The sequence below is a fragment of the Methylobacterium sp. ME121 genome, assembly GCF_000974725.1.
Taxonomy (GTDB): domain Bacteria; phylum Pseudomonadota; class Alphaproteobacteria; order Rhizobiales; family Beijerinckiaceae; genus Methylobacterium; species Methylobacterium radiotolerans.
Map to the genome: position 1 here is coordinate 1 of NZ_BBUX01000068.1, position 18719 is coordinate 18719.

Here is an 18719-nt window from a genome sequence, read left to right on the forward strand (position 1 = left end):
GGACGCGCGTCGCCGCCGTCCCGGCGAGGCCGCTGTCGTTCTGGGAGGCGCACCGGGCGCGCATCGCCCGGCTCAACGCCGCCGTGGTGGCGCGCTGGCGGGCCCGCGGCTGGTCGGCCGCCCCCGAGGCGTCGTCCGGCGATCCGGCGGGCGGCTAGCGCCGGTCACGCCTCGGGTTCGGCCTCCGGCCCGTCCGACCGGGCGCCGCGGGCGACCTCGCGCATCGCGGCGTCCGGGAGCGGGCGCTGGAGCCGCAGCGCCTCCGCGGTCGGCGCCTCCAGCCAGGTCGCCCACTCCTCCGGCTTCGTGAGCAGGACCGGCATCGCCTTGGGATGGACCGGCCCGACGACGCCGTTCGCCTCCGTGGTCAGGAAGGCGAAGAGCCGGTGCTCCTCGGCGACCCGGTCGGGGTTCTCGCGCTTCGTGCCCCGCACGCCGGTCCAGGGCCGCCAGATCCCCGCGAAGGCGAAGAGCGGCCGGTCCTCGTCGAGGGCGAACCAGACCGGCGTCTTGCGCGGCTTCGTGTCGGCGTACTCGCTGAAGGCGGTGACCGGCACGAGGCAGCGATGGGCGACCCCGAGCCAGGGCCGCCAATGCGGGCTCGCGACGTTGCGCACGTTGGTGATCGGATGCTCGCCGAACGCCTTGGGCCCCGGCATGCCCCAGCGCATCATCGCGAGGTCCCGGCCGGTCGCGCCGTTCAGGACCACCGGCGCCAGCTGGTCGGGAAAGATAGCCGGCAACAGCGGAAGGTTTCCGGTGCGATCCTCAGCGATCCCGAAGGCCCGGCGCAGGTCCGCGGGGCCGGTCCGCAGGCTGTAGAGGTTGCACATGGACGTCCCGGACGGTTGGTGAGCACGGCGCCGGCTCTACACGCGTCCGGGACGCCGCGACCAGCCGGGCGGAGGGAATGCCCCGGCCGATCCGTGGCCGGGGCGCCGTCGCCTCAGTTCAGGTGGAACACCACCTTCACGCAGCCGTCCTTCTTGTCGCGGAAGGTCTTGTAGAGGTCTGGCCCCTCCGCGAGGTTCTGCGAGCGGTGTGTGATCAGGGAGGTCATGTCGATCTTGCCCTCCTGGATCAGCTTGGTCAGCGGCTCGAGGTAGCGCTTCACGTGGGTCTGGCCGCTCTTGAGGGTCAGGCCCTTCTGGACGATCGAGCCCATGTTGACCGGGATCGGCCCGCCGTAGACGCCGGGCACCGAGACGATCCCGCAGGGTCGGACCGCCTTGATGGCCTCGGCCAGCGCGTAGGGCCGCTCGGTGGCGGTGAGCTTCTCCTGCACCGTCGACAGCATGCCGGTGAGGCCGCCGTGGCCGGCGCTCGCCTCCATGCCGACGCAGTCGATCACGCCGTCGGCGCCCTGGCCCTTGGTGATCTCCTTGATCCGCTCGAACACGTCCTCGTTCATGAAGTCGATGACGTCGGTGGCGCCGGCCTTGCGGGCGAGGGCGATCCGCTCGAGCACGGTCTCGATGGCGATGATCCGCTCGGCTCCCATGATCTTCGCCGACTGGATCGCGAAGATGCCGACAGGGCCGGTGCCCCAGACCGCGATCGTCTCGCCGCCCCGGATCTCGCAGTGCTCCGCGCCCTGCCAGCCGGTCGGCAGGATGTCGGTGAGGAACAGGACGGACTCGTCGTCCATGCCGTCCGGCACCTTCATGGGCGCGACATCCGCCATGGGCACGCGCACGTACTCGGCCTGACCGCCCGCGTAGCCGCCGGTGAGGTGCGAGTAGCCGAACAGGCCGGCCGTCGTGTAGCCGAACTGCGCGGCCGCCATCTCGGCGTTGCGGTTCGAGCGCTCGCAGACCGAGTAGTTGCCGAGCTTGCACTGGCGGCACGCGCCGCAATTGATGTTGAAGGGCACGACGATCCGGTCGCCCTTCTTGAACTTGGTGAAGCCCTGTCCGACCTCGACGACCTCGCCCATGAACTCGTGGCCGAGGACGTCGCCGCTCTTCATGGTCGGCATCAGGCCGTCCATCAGGTGCAGGTCCGAGCCGCAGATCGCGCAGCTCGTGACCTTGATGATGACGTCGCGGGAATCCTCGATGACCGGATCTGGGACCGTGTCGCAGCGGATGTCGTTGCGGCCGTGCCAGCACAGTGCCTTCATGCGTCGTGTCTCCGGAAGCTCTCGGGGTCGCGGCCAACTCGGCCGTTCTCCCGTAAAGCCCGCTTCGGCACGGCCAAGTTCCGGCGGCGGCGCGCCCCGCCTCGGGGCGAAGGGGTTTACGAATGTTTCACGTGAAACAGACCCGTTTACCGCCGCTTCACGAGTCGCGCGGGCACGGCCAGGGTCAGGCGACGCCGTCGATGCCGATCCGCAGCTGCTCGGGCCCCCGGAGCGACGCGCCCGGCCGGTAGGGCGGCGGATCGACCGCGAGCCGCGGGGCGACGAGGCGGCGGCTGAGCGCAACCAGGGCGATCTCGGCCTCGAGCCGCGCCAGGGGTGCGCCGACGCAGTAGTGCAGGCCCCCGCCGAAGCCGAAATGCTCGATGTCGCCCCGGTCGGGATCGAAGCGGTCGGGCGCCGCGAACCGGTCGGGATCGCGGTTCGCGGCCGCGAACATCAGGATGACGGGCGCGCCCTTGGGAATCATCTCGCCGGCCACCGCGATCGCGCCGAGGGCCTTGCGGGTCCGGAAATGCACCGGCGGCTCGTAGCGCAGGACCTCCTCGATCAGCCGCGGGGCCCGCTCGGGATCGGCCTTGAGCCGCTCCAGCTCCTCGGGATGCCGGAGCAGGGTCAGCATGGCGTTGGTGATGAGGTTCACGGTGGTCTCGTGACCCGCGACCAGCAGCAGGACCGCCGTCGACAGCAGGTCGAAGTCGCTCATCTGCTTCCGGCCGTCCGGGCCGGGGGCGGCGAGGCCGCTCAGCATGTCGTCCGCCGGGCGGCGGCGCTTCTCGCGGATGAGGTCGCGCATGTAGGCGGCGATCTCGTCGAAGGCGCCGACGATCTGGCGCCGGGTCCCGTCGTCGTGGCGCGCGTCCGGCTCCACGGCGGTGGCGAGCTGCGTCGCCCAGGCCTGGAACCGCGGCTCGTCCGCGCGCGGCACGCCGAGCAGCTCGCAGATCACCGTCACCGGCAGCGGGTAGGACAGGTCGCTCACGAGGCAGACCTCCCGCCGCTGCCGGCACGCGTCGATCAGGCCGTCCACCTCCCGGGCGATCCGCGGCCGCAGCGCCTGCACCCGCGCGATCGAGAATTCCCGCATCACCAGGCTGCGCAGGCGGTCGTGGTCCGGGGGGTCGCGGAAGATGAACGGGCGGTGCGTGGCGCTGATGCGGTTCTTGATCGGGTTGAGGATCAGGTCCTTGAGCGGGTTGCCGGTGCGGGGCCGCCGTGGCGGCGGCAGGTCCTCGGAGCTGAGCCGCGGGTCGAACAGCAGGCTGCGGATCGCCGCGTGCGTGGAGACGACGTAGCTGCCGTCGCGCTGGCGGGAGACCGGCTGCTGCCGCATCCGTCGATAGAGCGGGTACGGGTCGGCCCGGTTGGCCGGATCCATCACGGCGGCGAACAGCGCGTCGTCAGACATGGACGGTCTCGGCGGAAGGCCGCGCCCGGGCGGCTCGGTGCGGCGGGAAGCCCGGGACCGCCATCTCGACGCGCGGCCGGTCGGTGGCGTCGGTGATCGGCGGGAACGGGTCGCCGGCCGTGATCGCCTCCGCGTAGGCGGGCAGCCAGCGGGCCTGATCGAACGAGACGGCCGCGATGCTGCGCCCGGCGCGGCCGTACACGGCGAGGAAGCGGCGGGAAGCCCGGGATCCCTGCACCACCGCCACGGAATCGGCCCCGTCGGGGAGGCCGACCAGCTTGATGTTGATCCCGAACTGGCTCGACCAGAAGGCCGGCAGGTGACCGTAGGGGCGCTGGTCGCCGGGCCCGGCCAGCATGTTGCGCGCCGCGTGCGCGGCCTGCTCGACGGCGTTGCCCCAGTGCTCCACGGCGATCAGGCGGTTGCCGTAGAGGGGGATCGGCCACCGGGCGACGTCGCCCGCGGCGTAGATGTCCGGGCAGGGCACCCCGTCGGCGTGGAGGACCCGGCAGGCCGCGTCGCAGGTCACGCCGCCGGCATCCGCGCGCAGGCCCGCGCCCCGCAGCCAGCCCGTCGCCCGGGTCGCCCCCAGGGCAACGATGACCAGGTTGGTCTCGATGGTGCTGCCGTCCGCCAGGCGGGCCCGGGCGACGTGCCCGGACGCGTCGCCCTCGAACGCCCGCACTGTCGCGCCGGGGCGGAACGTGGCGCCGGACGCGCGCAGGCACTCGGCGATCACGCTGCCGACGAAGGTCCCGAGACCCCGGGCCAGGGGCGCGGCGTTCGGGTCGACCAGGGTCACGGGCAGGCCCAGATCGCGCAGGCAGGAGGCCGCCTCGCAGCCGATCAGGCCGCCGCCCACGATCAGCACCTGCCGCGGGCGCGCCACCAGGGCGTCCCGCAGGGCGGCCGCGTCGTCGCGCCCGCGCAGGGTGAAGATGCCGGCGAGCCCGCCACCGGTCTCGGCCGGCCAGGGCCGGGCCTCGGCGCCGGTGGCGATGAGCAGGGACTCGTAGGCGAGCGCCGACCCGTCGGCGAGCCGGAGCGTGCGGGCCGCCCGGTCGAGGGCGACGGCCGGGCTCCCGAGACGCCAGCGGGCGCGGAGCTCGGCCAGTTCCGGCAGCCGGGTCGCGTCGGCGGCGAGCTCCCCGGCGAGCACGTGCTTCGACAGGGGCGGGCGGTCGTAGGGCCGGTACGGCTCGGCGCCGACCAGGGTGAGCGGCCCGTCGTAGCCGCCCCGCCGCAGCGCCTCGGCACCGCGCAGGCCGGCGAGGGAGGCCCCGACCACGACGATGCCGGCGGGTTCGGGAGTCACGGCGCGCCCCCGTCGTCCGGGCCGGCCTGGAGGCTGATGGCGCGGACCGGGCAGGCCTGCAGCGCCCGCTCGATGGCGCCGCGCCGCTCGGCCGGCGGCGCGGGATCGTAGAACAGGATCTCGTGGCCGCGGAGCGCGAAGGCGTCCGGCGCGGCGTAGCAGCACTGGGCGTAGCCCTGGCAGCGGTTGAGATCCACGACGACCCGGAGCGCCGCGGTGTCGGAGGCCGGCTTCATGCCGACCTCGCGAGCGGGCGCGCGGCCCCGTTATCGGCCTTGCCCCGGGCGCGCGCGAGATCGTCCACCGCGGTCAGGATCGACGCCATGGCGTCCCGCGCCGCGAAGGCGTCCCGCATCGCGCCGGCGCGCGCGCGGAAGTCGGGCTCGTCGAGCACGCGCGCCACCGCGGCGCCGACCGCCTCCGGGGTCGGCGCGTTGGTTCCGAGGTTGATCCCGACGCCGGACCAGCCGATGCGCGCGTTCACCTCCGCCTTGTCCTCCGTCAGGCCGGCCGAGACGATCGGCACCCCGGCGGCGAGCGCCTGCGAGACGCTCCCGTAGCCGCCGTTGGTCACGAGCACGCTCACCCGCGGCAGCAATTCGCGGAACGGCAGGAAGCACGACACCCGGGCATTGGCCGGGACCGGAACCGCCAGCGCGTCCACGGGCCGACCGCCGGTGGTGGCCAGGACCAGCAGATCGTCCCGGTCGGCCAGGGCGGTCAGGGTCGGCTCGACCAGCTCGCCGAGATCCGCGTTGGCCAGCGTGCCCTGGGTGACCAGCACGACGGGCCGGCCCGCCGCGTTCGCCGCCTCCAGCGCCGGCCACCACTCCGGCAGCGGCGCGGGCGGCGTCGGCGGCTGGAGCAGGCCGATGAAGCGCAGGCCCGGCGGCAGGGTGCCGTAATCGTACTCGAAGCCCGGCACGGTCGGCTGCAGGAACAGGTCCGGCAGGATCACGATGGAGTGGGGCAGGGAGGCCGGCAGGGGCGGCAGGCCGAGCGCCGCGAGCTTCGCGTCCGTGTAGGCCCGGACCGGGTTGACGAAGGCCGCATCCATGCCGGCCTTCAGGGTGGCGTAGCGGACCAGGTCGTCCCGGTCGCGGGCCGGTGGCAGGCCGAGGCCCACGGGGGCGTGGTCGGGCCGGTCGAGGAACAGGATGCTGACGTTGACGGTCACGATCGGCGGCCGCGGCGCGCTGTCGAGGAGTAGCGGCAGCGCGCCCAGGAACATGCTGCCGGCCAGGATTACGTCGGGGGCCTCGGCCGCGATCAGCGCCCGCAGGGCGGCGGCCTGGACCGGCATGGGATCCACGAACCGGCGCTCGAACTCGCGGCGATAGCGCTCCGGGCCGGCCGGCAGGTCGGTCTCGCGGTACTCGGCCGCGTGATCGTCGGCGTAGGGCGTGAAGCGCAGGCCCGCCGCCTCGACCTTCGGCCGGAAGGTCGGGTCGGTGAGCACGAGGACGTCGTCGCCCCGGGCGGCCGCCGTCCGCCCGATGGCGAGGAGCGGATTCACGTGGCCGGTGAGCGGCGTCGCGGCGATCAGGATCTTCATCACGGCCTCCTCGAGCGCCGCCGGTCGGGCCGGCGTCGCCCCTGCTCGGGTGCCGACGCCTTCATCCGCGGGCGCCCCGTGGCCCCCGGCGCGCCGGACTCACAGGGGAAATCGCGGCCGGTCCAGCGCAGTTACACAACCGGAGGGTGCTTCGTGCGGCGCCGCACCATGGCATCCGGTTGAAGTCCGACGCAATATCGGAGTGTCACAGGCCACAGCCATCGTGCGTGCCGCCGGCACGCGGCGCGTCCTCCGTCCGGACGATGGCTGACGGCACCCGGCCGCGACGGTCGGGGCGCCGTCAGTCGACCACGACGACCCGGTTCGGCAGCTCGTCGGGGTCGCCCGGACCCGCCGGGAGATGCTCCGCCAGGCAGGCTCCGACGCGCGCGACCGCCGTCGTCAGGCCGTCCTCGATCGCGCCGCGCCCGAGGGCCGGCATCAGCTCGGCGAGGATCCCGTCCCAGGCGGCCGGCGGGATCTCCCGCAGGACGCCGAGGTCGCTGACGATCTCGGCGTGCCGCTCGGCGAGCGACAGGTAGAGCAGGACCCCGGTGCGCCGGCGCGTCAGGCTCAGGCCGCGCGACCAGAAGGCCCGCCGGGCCGCCTCGCGGGCGCGGGCGCGGCGCAGGCGGCGCGGCACCAGGGCCATGCGCAGCCGCTCGTTCTGGCTCGCCACCAGGATCGCCGCCACGACGCCCGCCTGCGCCAGCAGGATCGACGCGGCGGTCCAGGCGGTCAGGGCGATCAGCGGCCAGGGCAGGACCAGCGCCGCGACGAGCGCGGTGAGCAGCACGATCGAGCGGTAGGCGCCGGCGCGCCGGCTCACCATCACGACGATCTCGCCGGAGGTCCCGGCCTCCGCGTGCCCGACCGCGCGGGCGAGCCGGTCCCGCGCCTCCGGAGTCAGCACGGCCGCGCGTCTACCAGTCACCGGAGGCCCCTCCGCCGCCCGACGAGCCGCCGCCGCCGGAAAATCCACCGTCGAAACCGCCCGAGGAGCCGCCCGAGCCGCCGTCCGAGAAGCCGCCGCCCCACCCGCCCGAGCCGGGCCCCGGCAGGATGACGAGGCCGCCGGGCCTCGACCGGCCGCCCCGGCTCATGCGCCACGCGACGAAGAGCACGATCAGGAACAGGGCGACGAAGACCGCCACCTGGGCGGGATCGACCTCGTCGGCCCGCACCTGCGGCTTGCGCTGCCACTCCTGCGCGTCGCCGGCCAGGATCGACAGGATGCCGTCGACGCCGGCGTCGAGGCCGCCGAAATAGTCGCCGGTCTTGAAGCGCGGCGTGATGGCGCCCGCGATGATCACCTTGGACAGGGCGTCGGTCAGCGCCCCCTCCAGGCCGTAGCCGACCTCGATCCGGACCTTCCGCTCGCTCGGCGCCACCAGCAGCAGGACGCCGTTGTCGGTCTTGGCCTGCCCGAGCTTCCAGTCCCGGAACAGGCGGTTGGCGTAGTCCTCGACGGTCGTGCCCTGCAGGTTCGGCACCGTGGCGACGACCACCTGGTCCGAGGTCTTGTCCTCGTGGGCCTTGAGCTTGGCCTCGAGGGTGCCGCGCTGCTCCGGCGTCAGGATGCCGGCCGCGTCGACCACGCGGCCGGTCAGCGCCGGGAAGGTCAGCTCGGCCGCCAGCGCTCCGATCGCGGTGATCGTCAGGCAGGCTGCCAGGACGGCGAGCGACAGGGCGTGCCGCCCCCGGACGGGCATGGCCCGGCACACGGTCCGGCCCATATGCGCCACCCTAGAACTTCACGTTCGGCGGCCGGTCGGCGTTCGGCGTCGCCGTGAAGGTCTCCATCGGCTTGGCGTCGGGATACAGGATCGCCGCGATCCAGCGGCCCGGGATCGTGCGCACCTCGGTGTTGTAGGCCTGCACGGCCGTGATGTAGTCGCGCCGCGCGACCGCGATGCGGTTCTCGGTGCCCTCCAGCTGGGATTGCAGGGCGAGGAAGTTCTGGTTCGACTTGAGGTCGGGGTACTTCTCCACCGTCACCAGCAGGCGTCCGAGCGCGCCCGAGAGCTGGTTCTGGGCGTCCTGGTACTCCTTGAACTTCTGCGGATCGCTGACCGTGGAGGCGTCGACCTTCACGCTGGACGCCTTGGCGCGCGCCTCGGTGACGCCGATCAGCACGTCCTTCTCCTGCTGGGCGTAGCCCTTCACGGTCTCGACGAGGTTGGGGATCAGGTCGGCCCGGCGCTGGTACTGGTTCTGCACCTCGCTCCACGAGGATTTGGCCTGCTCCTGCAGCGTCGGCACCCGGTTGACCGCCCCGCAGCCGGAGAGACCCGCGGCCACCAGGATCACCGAGAGCACGCCGAGGAGGCGCGCCGCGGGCGATGTCCGGCGCACCGCGCCGGCCGTCAGCGTCGTTCCCATATCGTCCCCCATCTGCCGGCCGAGACTCGGCCGCTTGATCACGAGTCCGAGAGATAAGGGCCGGAACCGCCAAGGTAAGGCCCCGGCTCGCCCGGCCTTGAAGGTTTGTGCCGCGGCCCGCTAAGGCGTCGGCAACGGACCGCGCCGGCGGACGTTCGGACCCTCGAGCCGAGGATCGGCGCGGCGCCGCGGAGGCCGGGAATGGATGCAGCACTCGCCGACCATGTCAGGGCCGCCAGCGCCGACGCGCGGCGCCACGCCCGGGCGTACCGGGCGCCGGCCGGCAAGGACGCGCTGCCCTGGTCGGTCATCGAGACGTTCGACGCCCGCGTCCGGGGCCACCTCGCCCGCGATCCGCGGATCGAGGACGAGCGCGACCGCGTCCTGATCGCCGCCGTGAAGCTCGCCGAGACGCCGGTCGAGGAGGGGGACGAGAGCATCGCCGAGGCGCGCGCCCATCTCGTCGACGCGATCGACTACCTGGAGCAGGCGGTGCTGCGGTTCGGCCTCGTCAACCGCGAGGGGGCCAAGGCCGGCCTCGGCACCTACGGCCAGCCGGTCGGCTCCCGCGACTGACGGCCCGCCCGCACCGCGCCGCCGGATGTCCGCCGACCTGCCCGCGGCCGCGACCCTCAGCCGCCTCGACCTGAAGACGCTCCGGCTGTTCGCGGCCATCTGCGCGGAGGGGACGCTGAACGGCGCGGCCCGCCGCGCGGCGATCGCGCCCTCGGCGGTCAGCAAGCGCCTCGCCGAACTGGAGCACGCGCTGGGCTGCACCTTGCTCACCCGCGAGCCGCGCGGCATGCGGCTCACGCCGGCCGGCGAGACCCTGCTGCACCACACGCGCCGGATGCTGGCGAGCGCCGAGCAGATCGCCCTGGAACTCGCCGAGCACGCCCGGGGCGTGCGCGGCTTCGTGCGGGTGCTCGCCAACCTCTCGGCCATCGTGGAGTTCCTGCCCGAGGACCTGCAGGCCTTCCTGGCCGCGCAGGACGGGATCCGGGTCGACCTCGAGGAGCGCCCGAGCGGCGGCGTCGTCGCCGGCGTCGAGGAGGGGTTCGCCGATCTCGGCCTCTGCGCGGACAACACCGACACCCGCGGCCTCACCGCCTACCCGTACCGGAGCGACCGCCTCGTCCTGGTGATGCCGGCCGGGCATCCCCTGAGCGGCCGCGGCGCCGTCGCGCTGGCCGACAGCCTCGACTACGACCATGTCGGGCTGCACGCGGAGAGCTCGATCTACGCCGCCCTGCGCGACGAGGCCCGGCGCCTCGGCCGGCCGCTGCGGCTGCGGATGCACGTGCCGAGCTTCGACGCGATCTGCCGCATGGCGCAGGTCGGCCTGGGGCTCGGCACCGTGCCGGAGCGCGTCTACGCCCTGCTCGGGCCGCCGATGCGCCTCACGGCGGTGCCGCTCACCGATCCCTGGGCCGCGCGCACGCTGCGCCTCGTGGTCCGCCCGGGCGCCCTGCCGCCCGCGGCCGCCCTCCTGCTGGAGCATCTCCGGGCCGCCGGTCGCTGAGCGTGCGTTCTCCGGCGGCGAACGCACGGTGGTGCATGGCGTTTGGACTTGGCCACCGGAAGGGCCCTATCTCCGGGGCAACAAACGATGGAGGAAAGCCGTGTCCGGTCCGCTCAGCGGTATCCGCGTTCTCGAGCTCGGTCAGCTGATCGCCGCGCCCTTCGCGACGCGGCTGATGGCCGAGTTCGGCGCCGAGGTGATCAAGGTCGAGGCCCCGGGCGAGGGCGACCCGCTCCGGAAGTGGCGCAAGATGCACGAGGGCACCTCGCTCTGGTGGTACCTGCAGTCGCGCAACAAGAAGTCGATCGCCGTCAATCTGAAGTCGCCCGAGGGGCTCGACATCGTCAAGCAGCTCGCCGCGAGCGCCGACGTGGTGGTCGAGAACTTCCGTCCCGGCGGCCTGGAGAAGCTCGGCCTCGGCTGGGACGTGCTCTCCGCCCTCAACCCGAACCTCGTGATGGTCCGGATCTCGGGCTACGGCCAGACCGGCCCCTACCGCGACCGGCCCGGCTTCGGGGCCATCGGCGAGTCGATGGGCGGCATCCGCTTCACCACCGGCAGCCCGGATTCCCCGCCGGCCCGGGTCGGCGTCAGCATCGGCGACACCCTGGCCTCGCTCCACGGCGTCATCGGCGCGCTGATGGCCCTGCTGCGCGTGAAGACCGGGCAGGGCGCCGGTCAGGTCATCGACGTCTCCCTCGTCGAGAGCGTGTTCAACGTCATGGAGAGCCTCGTCCCGGAGTACGACCTGCTGGGCGAGGTCCGCACCCGCACCGGCGGCGCCCTGCCGGGCATCACCCCGTCGAACACCTACCCGACGCGGGACGGCGGCTACGTGGTCATCGCCGGCAACAGCGACCCGATCTTCCGCCGCCTGATGACGGCGATCGGCCGTCCCGACCTCGCGGACGACCCGGCCCTGCGCAACAACGAGGGCCGCTCCAAGCAGTCGGCCATGCTGGACGGCACCATCGCCGACTGGTCGAAGACGAAGAGTGTGGAGGAGGCGCTCGCCGTCCTCGACGCCGCCGACGTGCCCGCCGGCCGCATCTACTCGGTCGCCGACATCGTGGCCGATCCGCATTATCAGGCGCGCGACATGATCCTGCAGGCGGAGCTGCCCGGCGGGACGGCCGTGAAGATGCCCGGCATCGTGCCGAAGCTCTCCGACACGCCTGGCGAAGTCCGCTGGCAGGGGCCGGCGCTCGGCGCCCACACCGATTCCGTGCTCGCCGAGCTCGGTCTCGACCCGGCGCGCATCGCCGCGCTGCGCGAGAAGGGAGCCGTGGCATGAGCGGCGACGCGCTGATCGTCCAGGAGGTCGCGACCCGGGACGGCTTTCAGATCGAGCCGGTCTTCGTGCCGACGGCGGAGAAGATCCGCCTGATCGACGCCCTGGCGGAGGCCGGCTTCCGCCGGATCGAGGTCTCCTCCTTCGTCTCGCCGAAGGCGGTGCCGGCCCTCGCCGACGCGGCCGAGGTCTTTTCCGGGATCCGGCGCCGGCCCGGGACCGTCTACGTCGCCCTGGTGCCGAACCCGAAGGGCGCCGAGCGGGCGCTCGCCGCCAGGGTCGACGAGATCAACCTCGTCGCCTCTGTGAGCGAGACCCACAACCGCGCCAACATGGGCATGAGTCCGGCCGACTCGATCGCCGGCTTCGCGCGGATCATGGATTCGGTGCGCGGCGCCCCCGTCAGCACCAACGCCACGGTGGCGACGGCTTTCGGCTGCCCGTTCGAGGGCGAGCAGCCCGCCGACACGGTCGTCGCGCAGGTGGAGCGCTACCTGTCGCTGGGCGTCGACGGCGTGACGCTGGCCGACACGACCGGCATGGCCAATCCCCGGCAAGTGAGCCGCCTCGTCGCGCGGGTCCTGCCCCTCGTCGGTCCCGGCCGCCTGACGCTCCACTTCCACAACACCCGCGGCCTCGGCCTCGCCAACGTGCTGGCGGCCTACGACGCGGGCGCCCGCCGCTTCGACGCGGCGCTCGGCGGCCTGGGCGGCTGCCCGTTCGCGCCCGGCGCCACCGGCAACATCTGCACCGAGGATCTCGTCAGCATGGCCCACGAGATGGGCGTGCCGACGGGCCTCGACCTCCCGGCGCTGATCGGCCTGTCGCGGGACCTGCCGCGCCTCGTCGGCCACGACGTGCCCGGCCAGGTCGCCAAGGCCGGACGGCCCTGCGACCTGCACCCGGCGCCCGCCCGGGCGGCCTGAACCTGCTCACGATGGCCCGTTCGTGACACCACGGTGAAGCGCCACCGTCCCTGACGGACGCACCGGGCTCCCTCTCCCGTTCGGGAGAGGGTTGGGGTGAGGGGTGCGGCCTCTCCGGACCGTTCCCGACCCTCGCCCTGTCCCTCTCCCGTACGGGAGAGGGGATCCGCGCCCCGTTTGGCGACGGTGGCATCGCCGTCGTGTGCCGCGAACCGTGCCCGGCTCTGACTTCGCCGAAAGCCGCCCGTCCGAAGGCGGCACCGCCCAAGACACGTCCCTCAAGAACACACCACGGAGGAAACCATGATTGCAGCCCTGTCCGGGTCGCCGGCCGCCGCCGAGACCGGCGCGGTGACGGAGACCGGCGTCGTCCGCAAGGTCGCGTGGCGGCTCATGCCGCTGATCATGATCTGCTACATGTTCGCGTTCTTCGACCGCATCAACATCAGCTTCGCCAAGTTCCAGCTCCAGAGCGACCTCGGCTTCAGCAACGTCGCCTACGGACTCGGCGCGAGCATGTTCGTGGTCGGCTACGTGATCTTCGAGGTGCCCTCGAACCTGTTCCTCTACCGGGTCGGGGCGCGGCGCTGGATCGCCCGGATCATGATCTCCTGGGGCATCGCCACCGCGCTGATGATCTTCATCCGCAGCGAGTGGCACTTCTACGCCCTGCGCTTCCTGATCGGCGCGATGGAGGCGGGCTTCGCCCCCGGCATCCTCTACTACCTGACCATCTGGTTCCCGGCCTCGCATCGCGGCCGCATCACCTCGTTCATGTTCGTGGCCTCGGCCTTCTCGGGGATCTTCGGCGCGCCGGTGGCGGGCCTGATCCTCGGCGGCCTCAACGGCGTCGGGGGCCTCGCCGGCTGGCAATGGCTGTTCCTGGCCGGCGGCCTGCCCTGCCTCGTGCTCGGAATGCTCGTGCTGACGCGCCTCGACGACCGGATCGCCGACGCCCGCTGGCTGTCCGAGCCCGAGAAGGCGCTCCTGTCGAGCCGGATCGCCCACCACAACCGGGATATCGGCGACCACTCGCTGATCGGGGCGATCAAGCAGCCGGGCTTCCTGCTGATCGCGCTGATCTACTTCCTGCTCCAGATCGGCTCCTACGGGCTGAACTTCTGGGGGCCGGACCTGATCAAGACCGCGAGCGGCGGGCAGGCGGCCTCGGTGGGTTTCCTGACGGCGATTCCCTACATCTGCGGGGCGATCAGCATGGTGGTGATCGGACGCCTGTCCGACGCCTCGGGCGAGCGGCCGAAATTCGTCGCCGGCCTCGCCATCGCGGCGGCGCTCGGCTTCTTCGGCGCCGGCCTGTTCGACAAGCACATCGTGCCGCTGATGTTCGCCCTGGCGCTGCTGGGGGCCGGCATCGTCGCGTCGATCCCGACCTTCTGGACGCTGCCGGCCAAGCTCGTCACCGGCGTCGGCGCGGCCGGCGGGATCGCGCTGATCAACACGCTCGGGCAGTTCGGCGGCATCGTCAGCCCGGTGATGGTCGGCTGGGTGAAGGATCTCACCGGCTCGACGACGCCCGCGCTCTACGGGATCGGCGTGCTCTGCCTCGTCGCCGCCGGGCTGGCGCTCTTCGCCATGCCGGCGAGCCTGCGCCGGAGCGACCGCGCGGCGTGAGACGGCCCGCCGCCCGGCGTGGCCGGGGTGGCGGATCTCGGGCGGCGGCGCGGGCCGCCAGCGGTCGTCGCGGGGCTTTAGGCCGCGACGGACCTTGAAGCGGCGGGCGGTGTGGGCGTGGCTGGCGATGCCGCGCGCCTCGGCCGAGGCACGGACCGGCCGGCGCGGCGACAGGTCCACCGGGGCGGGTCGAGGTCGGGATCGCCGCGGTCGGCCGCACCACAGGCCCTCGCCCGCGGGACCGCGCCGCTGCCGCGGATCGGCCGGGGCACCTCCCGGGCCATCCGCCCGGCGAGACCGGCGACGCGCAGGTCCAACCCGATCTCCGCCACGGGTGCGGCCCTGCCCGCCGGCGGTCGAGACCGAAGTCCGCATGGACCCGATCCCGCGACAGCCCGCTGGGACCGAGACGCGAGGCCCACCGCGCGCCCGGCGCAGGGACCGGCCGAGGCGGGCGGGACGGCCCGAGCGGGCGCGACGCGGGACCGCCGATGCCGAAGTCGAGTTCGGGCACCGATCTCGGCGGCCGAAAACAGTGAACACATCAGTAACCATGGCCGGAATGCCGTCCGCTGCGCGGTGGAGCAAAAAACCTCGCGCCGTCGGACAAACCGCCGTCCGCTCATATTGTATATTATCTGCAACCTCAAGAAACGGAGAGAAATCAACTTGAGGTAGAAATGTCCCGCCGGCTGAACCGTTGCTCAGCCTTCCTCCGCGCGACACCCGGTGCGAGCCGGCCGCTCGGTGACGAGGCCCGAATGGTGGGACGCCCTCGAACAGCGATGTCTCAGATGGACCACCTTACCGACCACCGTTCAACTTTCATGCTGGAGAAGGTCGGCGCGATCGTCGCGGCCTACGTCTCGCGCAACGCGATCGAGGTCACGGCGCTGCCGGCGCTGATCGACCAAGTGCACGCGGCGATCGCGGTGCTCCGCCGCGCGCCGTCCGATTTCGGCGGGGTCGGGCTGAGCCAGCCGCAGGTCGAAGCGTCGATCCAGGACACGGGCCTGATCAGCTTCATCGACGGCCGGTCCTACCAGACCCTGAAGCGCCACCTCACCGCGCACGGCCTCACCCCCGAGCGCTACCGGGCGAAGTACGGCCTGCCGGCCGACTACCCGATGGTGGCGCCGGGCTACGCCGCGCGGCGCTCGGAGATCGCCCGGGCGATCCAGCTCGGCCACAAGGCGGCCTGAGCGATGGCGCCCGACGCTTCCGCGGATCCGGCCCGAACCCGCACGCCGTCCCCGGAGACGGCGCGCGCCAGCGACGCCCTGAGCCGCATCGCCGGCATCCTCGACGTGCCGGTGGCGAGCTTCTACCCGGATGCCGACCGGCCCGACGCGGCCATGACCCAGGCGGCCGACCTCGTGTCGGCGTTCGTGACGATCGACAGTCCGGCGGCGCGCCGGACCTGCCTGGCCTTCGTGCGGGCGATGGCGAGTTCCTGAAGCGTCGGGGGGCGCTGCAGGAAGCCGGAGACCGGGCCGCCTCGTCGGAGGCGGACCGCGGTCTCCGGCCCGCCCGGGCCGAGCCCGCGTCAGAACACGTGGCGCAGGATGAAGAACAGCACGGCCGCGAGGGTGATGGCCGCCGGCAGGGTCAGGACCCAGGCGAGCGCCATGTTGCGCACCGTGGACATCTGGAGTCCCGAGCCGTTGGCCGCCATGGTGCCGGCGACGCCGGAGGACAGGATGTGGGTCGTCGAGACCGGCAGGCCGTAGAGTTCGGCCAGCCCGATCGTGCCGGCGGCGACGATCTCGGCCGAGGCGCCCTGCGCGTAGGTCAGGTGGGTCTTGCCGATCTTCTCGCCCACCGTGACGACGATGCGCTTCCATCCGACCATGGTGCCGAGACCCAGCGCCAGGGCGACGCAGACCTTCACCCAGCCCGGGATGTAGCGCGTGCCGTCGTTCAGCAGGCCCGCGTAGCGTTTCAGGTCCGCCTTGTCGGTCTCCGAGAAGTCGGCCCCGGCGCTCGGCAGCACGCGCACCGCGTCGGCGGCGAGATACATGTCGCTGCGCAGGTTCTGGGTCTGGGCGGCCGGCACCGTCCGGATCGCCCCGTAATTCTTGACGCTGGCGGCGATGTCGTCGGAGAGCGCCGCCAGGGCCGCGTAGACGGGCGGCGTGTTCAGCGCCTTGGTCTTGAGCGCCTCCGTCACCGTCCGGCGCGCGGCGGCGGCGTCCGGAACCGCCGCGCCGGGGGCGCGGGCGGAGAACACCGCGCTCGCCGCCGTCGAGGCCTGCACGAAGGCGGGCGTCGTGTCGTCCGCCATGGTGCGGTTGAGCGCGTAGGCGGTGGGGGCGGCGCCGATCAGGATCAGCATGATCAGGCCCATGCCCTTCTGCCCGTCATTGCCGCCGTGGAAGAACGAGACCAGCGTGCAGGTGAGGATCAGCAGGCCGCGGATCCACAGGGGCGGGGGCGCGTCGCCCTCGGGCGCCTCGTAGAGGTCCCTGCGGCGCACCGTGAATTTCAGGGCGAGCAGCAGCAGCGCCGCGAGCACGAAGCCGCAGACCGGCGAGAACAGCAGCGCCTTGAAGACGTTGAGCGCCTGGGTCCAGTCGACGCCCGCGGTACCGTCGCCGCCGTTCATCAGCTGGTTGGCGAGGCCGACGCCGAGCACCGAGCCGATCAGCGCGTGGGACGACGAGTTCGGCAGCCCGAAGGCCCAGGTCCCGAGGTTCCAGATGATGGCCGCCAGCAGGAGCGCGAAGATCATCGCGTAGCCCGCGTGCGAGCCGACGTTGAGGATCAGCTCGACGGGCAGCAGCGTCACGATCGCGTAGGCCACCGCGCCCGAGGACAGCATCACGCCCAGGAAGTTGAAGGCACCCGACCAGATCACCGCGACGAGCGGCGGCATCGAGTGGGTGTAGATCACCGTGGCGACCGCGTTGGCGGTGTCGTGGAAGCCGTTCACGAACTCGAAGGCGAGGGCGATCAGCAGGGCGAGGCCGAGCAGCGCGAAGGCGCCGTAGGCCAGGGGCGCCTCGCCGACCGCGTTCATGTCGGCGACGAGGCTCACCACCGCGTAGCCGAGGCCCGCCACCAGGACGAGGAGGAACGCGACCACGCCGCCGAGATGCGTCCCGTGGTCGAGGCGCGGGCCGCCCGCCCGCCGGCCTCCCACCGCCCCCGACGGCATCACGGCGGTATCGGACATGTACCCTCGCGGAATTCTACGTGGTGGTGGGCCGGGATTAAGATGGAGCGGTGACGGTTGGGTGACGGGCGACGGCAGGCCCGTGACGGCCCGTGACGGCCCGCGACGCGACGCGCCGCGTCGGTGACCGGGACCGGGAGCGCCGGGCGGCGCTGTCACACGCCTGACGCGGTCGAGCCGCTAGCGGACCGGACCGCTCGCCCGATCGCACGAGGGATCCGCATGATTGACGCCACGGTGCCGGCCCTGTCCCTCGGCGCGCTCCTGGCCCTCGTCCAAGTCGGCAGCATCGCCGTCGCGGCCCGGCGCCTCGGCCGGAACCACGGCCCGTCGCAATTCCCCGACGGCGCGCCCGTCTCCCTGGTCCGGCCGCTGCGCGGGGTCGAGGCGTACAGCGAGGAGATGCTCGTCCGCAGCTTCCGCCTCGACTACCCGGCCTACGAGCTGATCTTCTGCGTGGCCGACCCGGCCGACCCGATCGTGCCGATGGTGGAGCGCCTGATCGAGGCCCACCCGCAGGTGCCGGCCCGCCTGATCCGCGGCGACGAGCGGGTCAGCGCGAACCCGAAGCTCAACAACTGCCTGCGCGGCTGGCGCGCCGCCGCCCACGACTGGGTGGTGCTCGCCGATTCCAACGTGGCCATGCCGCCGGACTACCTCCAGCGGCTCCAGGCGGCGTGGCGCGACGATACCGGCCTCGTCTGCTCCACCCCGGCCGGCGCCCGCCCGGGCAGCTTCATGGCGGAGGTGGAGTGCGCCTTCCTGAACACCCTCCAAGCGCGCTGGCAATACGCCGCCGAGGCCTTCGGCCTGGGCTTCGCGCAGGGCAAGAGCATGCTCTGGCACAAGCCCTTCCTAGAGGCGCAGGGCGGGCTCCAGGCGCTCGCCGCCGAGATCGCGGAGGACGCGGCCGCCACCAAGCTCGTGCGCGCCGCCGGCAAGCGCGTCCACCTCGTGGCGAGCCCGTTCGAGCAGCCGCTCGGCCCGCGCGGCTTCCGGGAGGTCTGGGCGCGGCAGCTGCGCTGGGCGCGCCTGCGCCGCGTGACCTTCCCGCTGTTCTTCGCCCCCGAGATCGGCAGCGGCGTCCTGCTGCCGGCGCTCCTCGTCGCCCTCTGGGCCGGCAGCCTCGCGGGCCTCGCCGGCGCTGCCGGCCTCGCCGCCCTGTGCTATGCCGCCGAGCACCGGCTCGCGGTCCGCGCGGGTTGGCACCGTTCGCCCCGCACGCTGGCGGCCTTCCTGGCGCGCGACGCCCTGATCCCGGCGATCTGGCTCGGCGCCTGGATGCGGAGCGCCATCGTGTGGCGGGGCAACGCCATGGACGTGCGCCCCCGGCGGGCCGCCGGCGCGCGCTCCTACGCGCCGACGGCCTGACC

The 18719-nt window shown here is 73.0% G+C and carries 18 protein-coding genes; 8 read left to right on the top strand and 10 right to left on the bottom strand.

Going from position 1 to position 18719, the window contains the following annotated elements:
• Positions 1-164 precede the first annotated feature (164 nt).
• From ME121_RS26860 to ME121_RS26900, 9 genes are all read right to left on the bottom strand, one after another.
• A complete protein-coding gene (locus ME121_RS26860; RefSeq protein ID WP_053620810.1) occupies positions 165-833 on the bottom strand; it encodes an SOS response-associated peptidase in 669 nt (222 codons plus the stop codon).
• 113 nt (positions 834-946) lie between these two features.
• Positions 947-2122, bottom strand: coding sequence for a zinc-dependent alcohol dehydrogenase (locus ME121_RS26865; RefSeq protein WP_059409920.1), 1176 nt, complete (start codon positions 2120-2122; stop codon positions 947-949).
• Positions 2123-2306: 184 nt separating this feature from the next.
• Positions 2307-3548 (bottom strand): cytochrome P450, encoded by a 1242-nt coding sequence (locus ME121_RS26870; protein WP_059409921.1) that lies wholly within the window; start codon positions 3546-3548, stop codon positions 2307-2309.
• The gene (locus ME121_RS26875; protein ID WP_059409922.1) at positions 3541-4863 is read right to left on the bottom strand and encodes an NAD(P)/FAD-dependent oxidoreductase; all 1323 of its coding nucleotides are present in this window, start codon (positions 4861-4863) and stop codon (positions 3541-3543) included. The genes ME121_RS26870 and ME121_RS26875 overlap by 8 nt, the downstream gene beginning before the upstream one ends.
• On the bottom strand, positions 4860-5099 hold the full coding sequence (locus ME121_RS26880; RefSeq protein WP_012320809.1) for a ferredoxin: 240 nt from the start codon (positions 5097-5099) through the stop codon (positions 4860-4862). The genes ME121_RS26875 and ME121_RS26880 overlap by 4 nt, the downstream gene beginning before the upstream one ends.
• On the bottom strand, positions 5096-6418 hold the full coding sequence (locus ME121_RS26885) for a glycosyltransferase (RefSeq protein ID WP_058621153.1): 1323 nt from the start codon (positions 6416-6418) through the stop codon (positions 5096-5098). The genes ME121_RS26880 and ME121_RS26885 overlap by 4 nt, the downstream gene beginning before the upstream one ends.
• Before the next feature lie 301 nt (positions 6419-6719).
• Positions 6720-7352 (bottom strand): TPM domain-containing protein, encoded by a 633-nt coding sequence (locus ME121_RS26890; protein ID WP_029361370.1) that lies wholly within the window; start codon positions 7350-7352, stop codon positions 6720-6722.
• The gene (locus ME121_RS26895) at positions 7342-8130 is read right to left on the bottom strand and encodes a TPM domain-containing protein (RefSeq protein WP_059409932.1); all 789 of its coding nucleotides are present in this window, start codon (positions 8128-8130) and stop codon (positions 7342-7344) included. The genes ME121_RS26890 and ME121_RS26895 overlap by 11 nt, the downstream gene beginning before the upstream one ends.
• Before the next feature lie 34 nt (positions 8131-8164).
• On the bottom strand, positions 8165-8788 hold the full coding sequence (locus tag ME121_RS26900) for a LemA family protein (RefSeq protein WP_373866324.1): 624 nt from the start codon (positions 8786-8788) through the stop codon (positions 8165-8167).
• A 213-nt stretch (positions 8789-9001) separates the two neighbouring features.
• Here ME121_RS26900 and ME121_RS26905 point away from each other — a divergent pair, with 213 nt between their 5' ends.
• The 7 genes from ME121_RS26905 to ME121_RS26935 all read left to right on the top strand — a co-directional run bounded on the left by ME121_RS26905 (position 9002) and on the right by ME121_RS26935 (position 15628).
• Positions 9002-9376, top strand: a complete 375-nt coding sequence (locus ME121_RS26905) for a hypothetical protein (protein WP_012320804.1) — start codon at positions 9002-9004, stop codon at positions 9374-9376.
• 25 nt (positions 9377-9401) lie between these two features.
• Positions 9402-10322, top strand: a complete 921-nt coding sequence (locus tag ME121_RS26910) for a LysR substrate-binding domain-containing protein (protein ID WP_012320803.1) — start codon at positions 9402-9404, stop codon at positions 10320-10322.
• Positions 10323-10422: 100 nt separating this feature from the next.
• Positions 10423-11616 (top strand): CaiB/BaiF CoA transferase family protein, encoded by a 1194-nt coding sequence (locus tag ME121_RS26915; RefSeq protein WP_012320802.1) that lies wholly within the window; start codon positions 10423-10425, stop codon positions 11614-11616.
• Entirely contained in the window at positions 11613-12539 is a 927-nt protein-coding gene (locus ME121_RS26920; protein ID WP_059409923.1) for a hydroxymethylglutaryl-CoA lyase, read from the top strand. Before ME121_RS26915 ends, ME121_RS26920 begins: the two co-directional genes overlap by 4 nt.
• Positions 12540-12842: 303 nt before the next feature.
• Positions 12843-14171: an MFS transporter gene (locus tag ME121_RS26925; protein WP_059409924.1), complete on the top strand. Its 1329-nt coding sequence runs from the start codon at positions 12843-12845 to the stop codon at positions 14169-14171.
• Between the two features lie 794 nt (positions 14172-14965).
• Positions 14966-15373 carry a Ros/MucR family transcriptional regulator gene (locus tag ME121_RS26930; protein WP_024829089.1) on the top strand — a complete coding sequence of 136 codons (408 nt, stop codon included), beginning with the start codon at positions 14966-14968 and terminating at the stop codon, positions 15371-15373.
• Positions 15374-15376: 3 nt separating this feature from the next.
• The gene (locus ME121_RS26935; RefSeq protein ID WP_012320798.1) at positions 15377-15628 is read left to right on the top strand and encodes a hypothetical protein; all 252 of its coding nucleotides are present in this window, start codon (positions 15377-15379) and stop codon (positions 15626-15628) included.
• Positions 15629-15717: 89 nt separating this feature from the next.
• Here the strand turns inward: ME121_RS26935 and ME121_RS26940 are convergent, their stop codons facing one another.
• Positions 15718-17346 carry an inorganic phosphate transporter gene (locus ME121_RS26940; protein WP_059409925.1) on the bottom strand — a complete coding sequence of 543 codons (1629 nt, stop codon included), beginning with the start codon at positions 17344-17346 and terminating at the stop codon, positions 15718-15720.
• A gap of 222 nt (positions 17347-17568) precedes the next feature.
• Between ME121_RS26940 and ME121_RS26945 the strand changes: the two genes are divergently transcribed.
• A complete protein-coding gene (locus ME121_RS26945) occupies positions 17569-18717 on the top strand; it encodes a ceramide glucosyltransferase (RefSeq protein ID WP_012320796.1) in 1149 nt (382 codons plus the stop codon).
• Positions 18718-18719 lie beyond the last annotated feature (2 nt).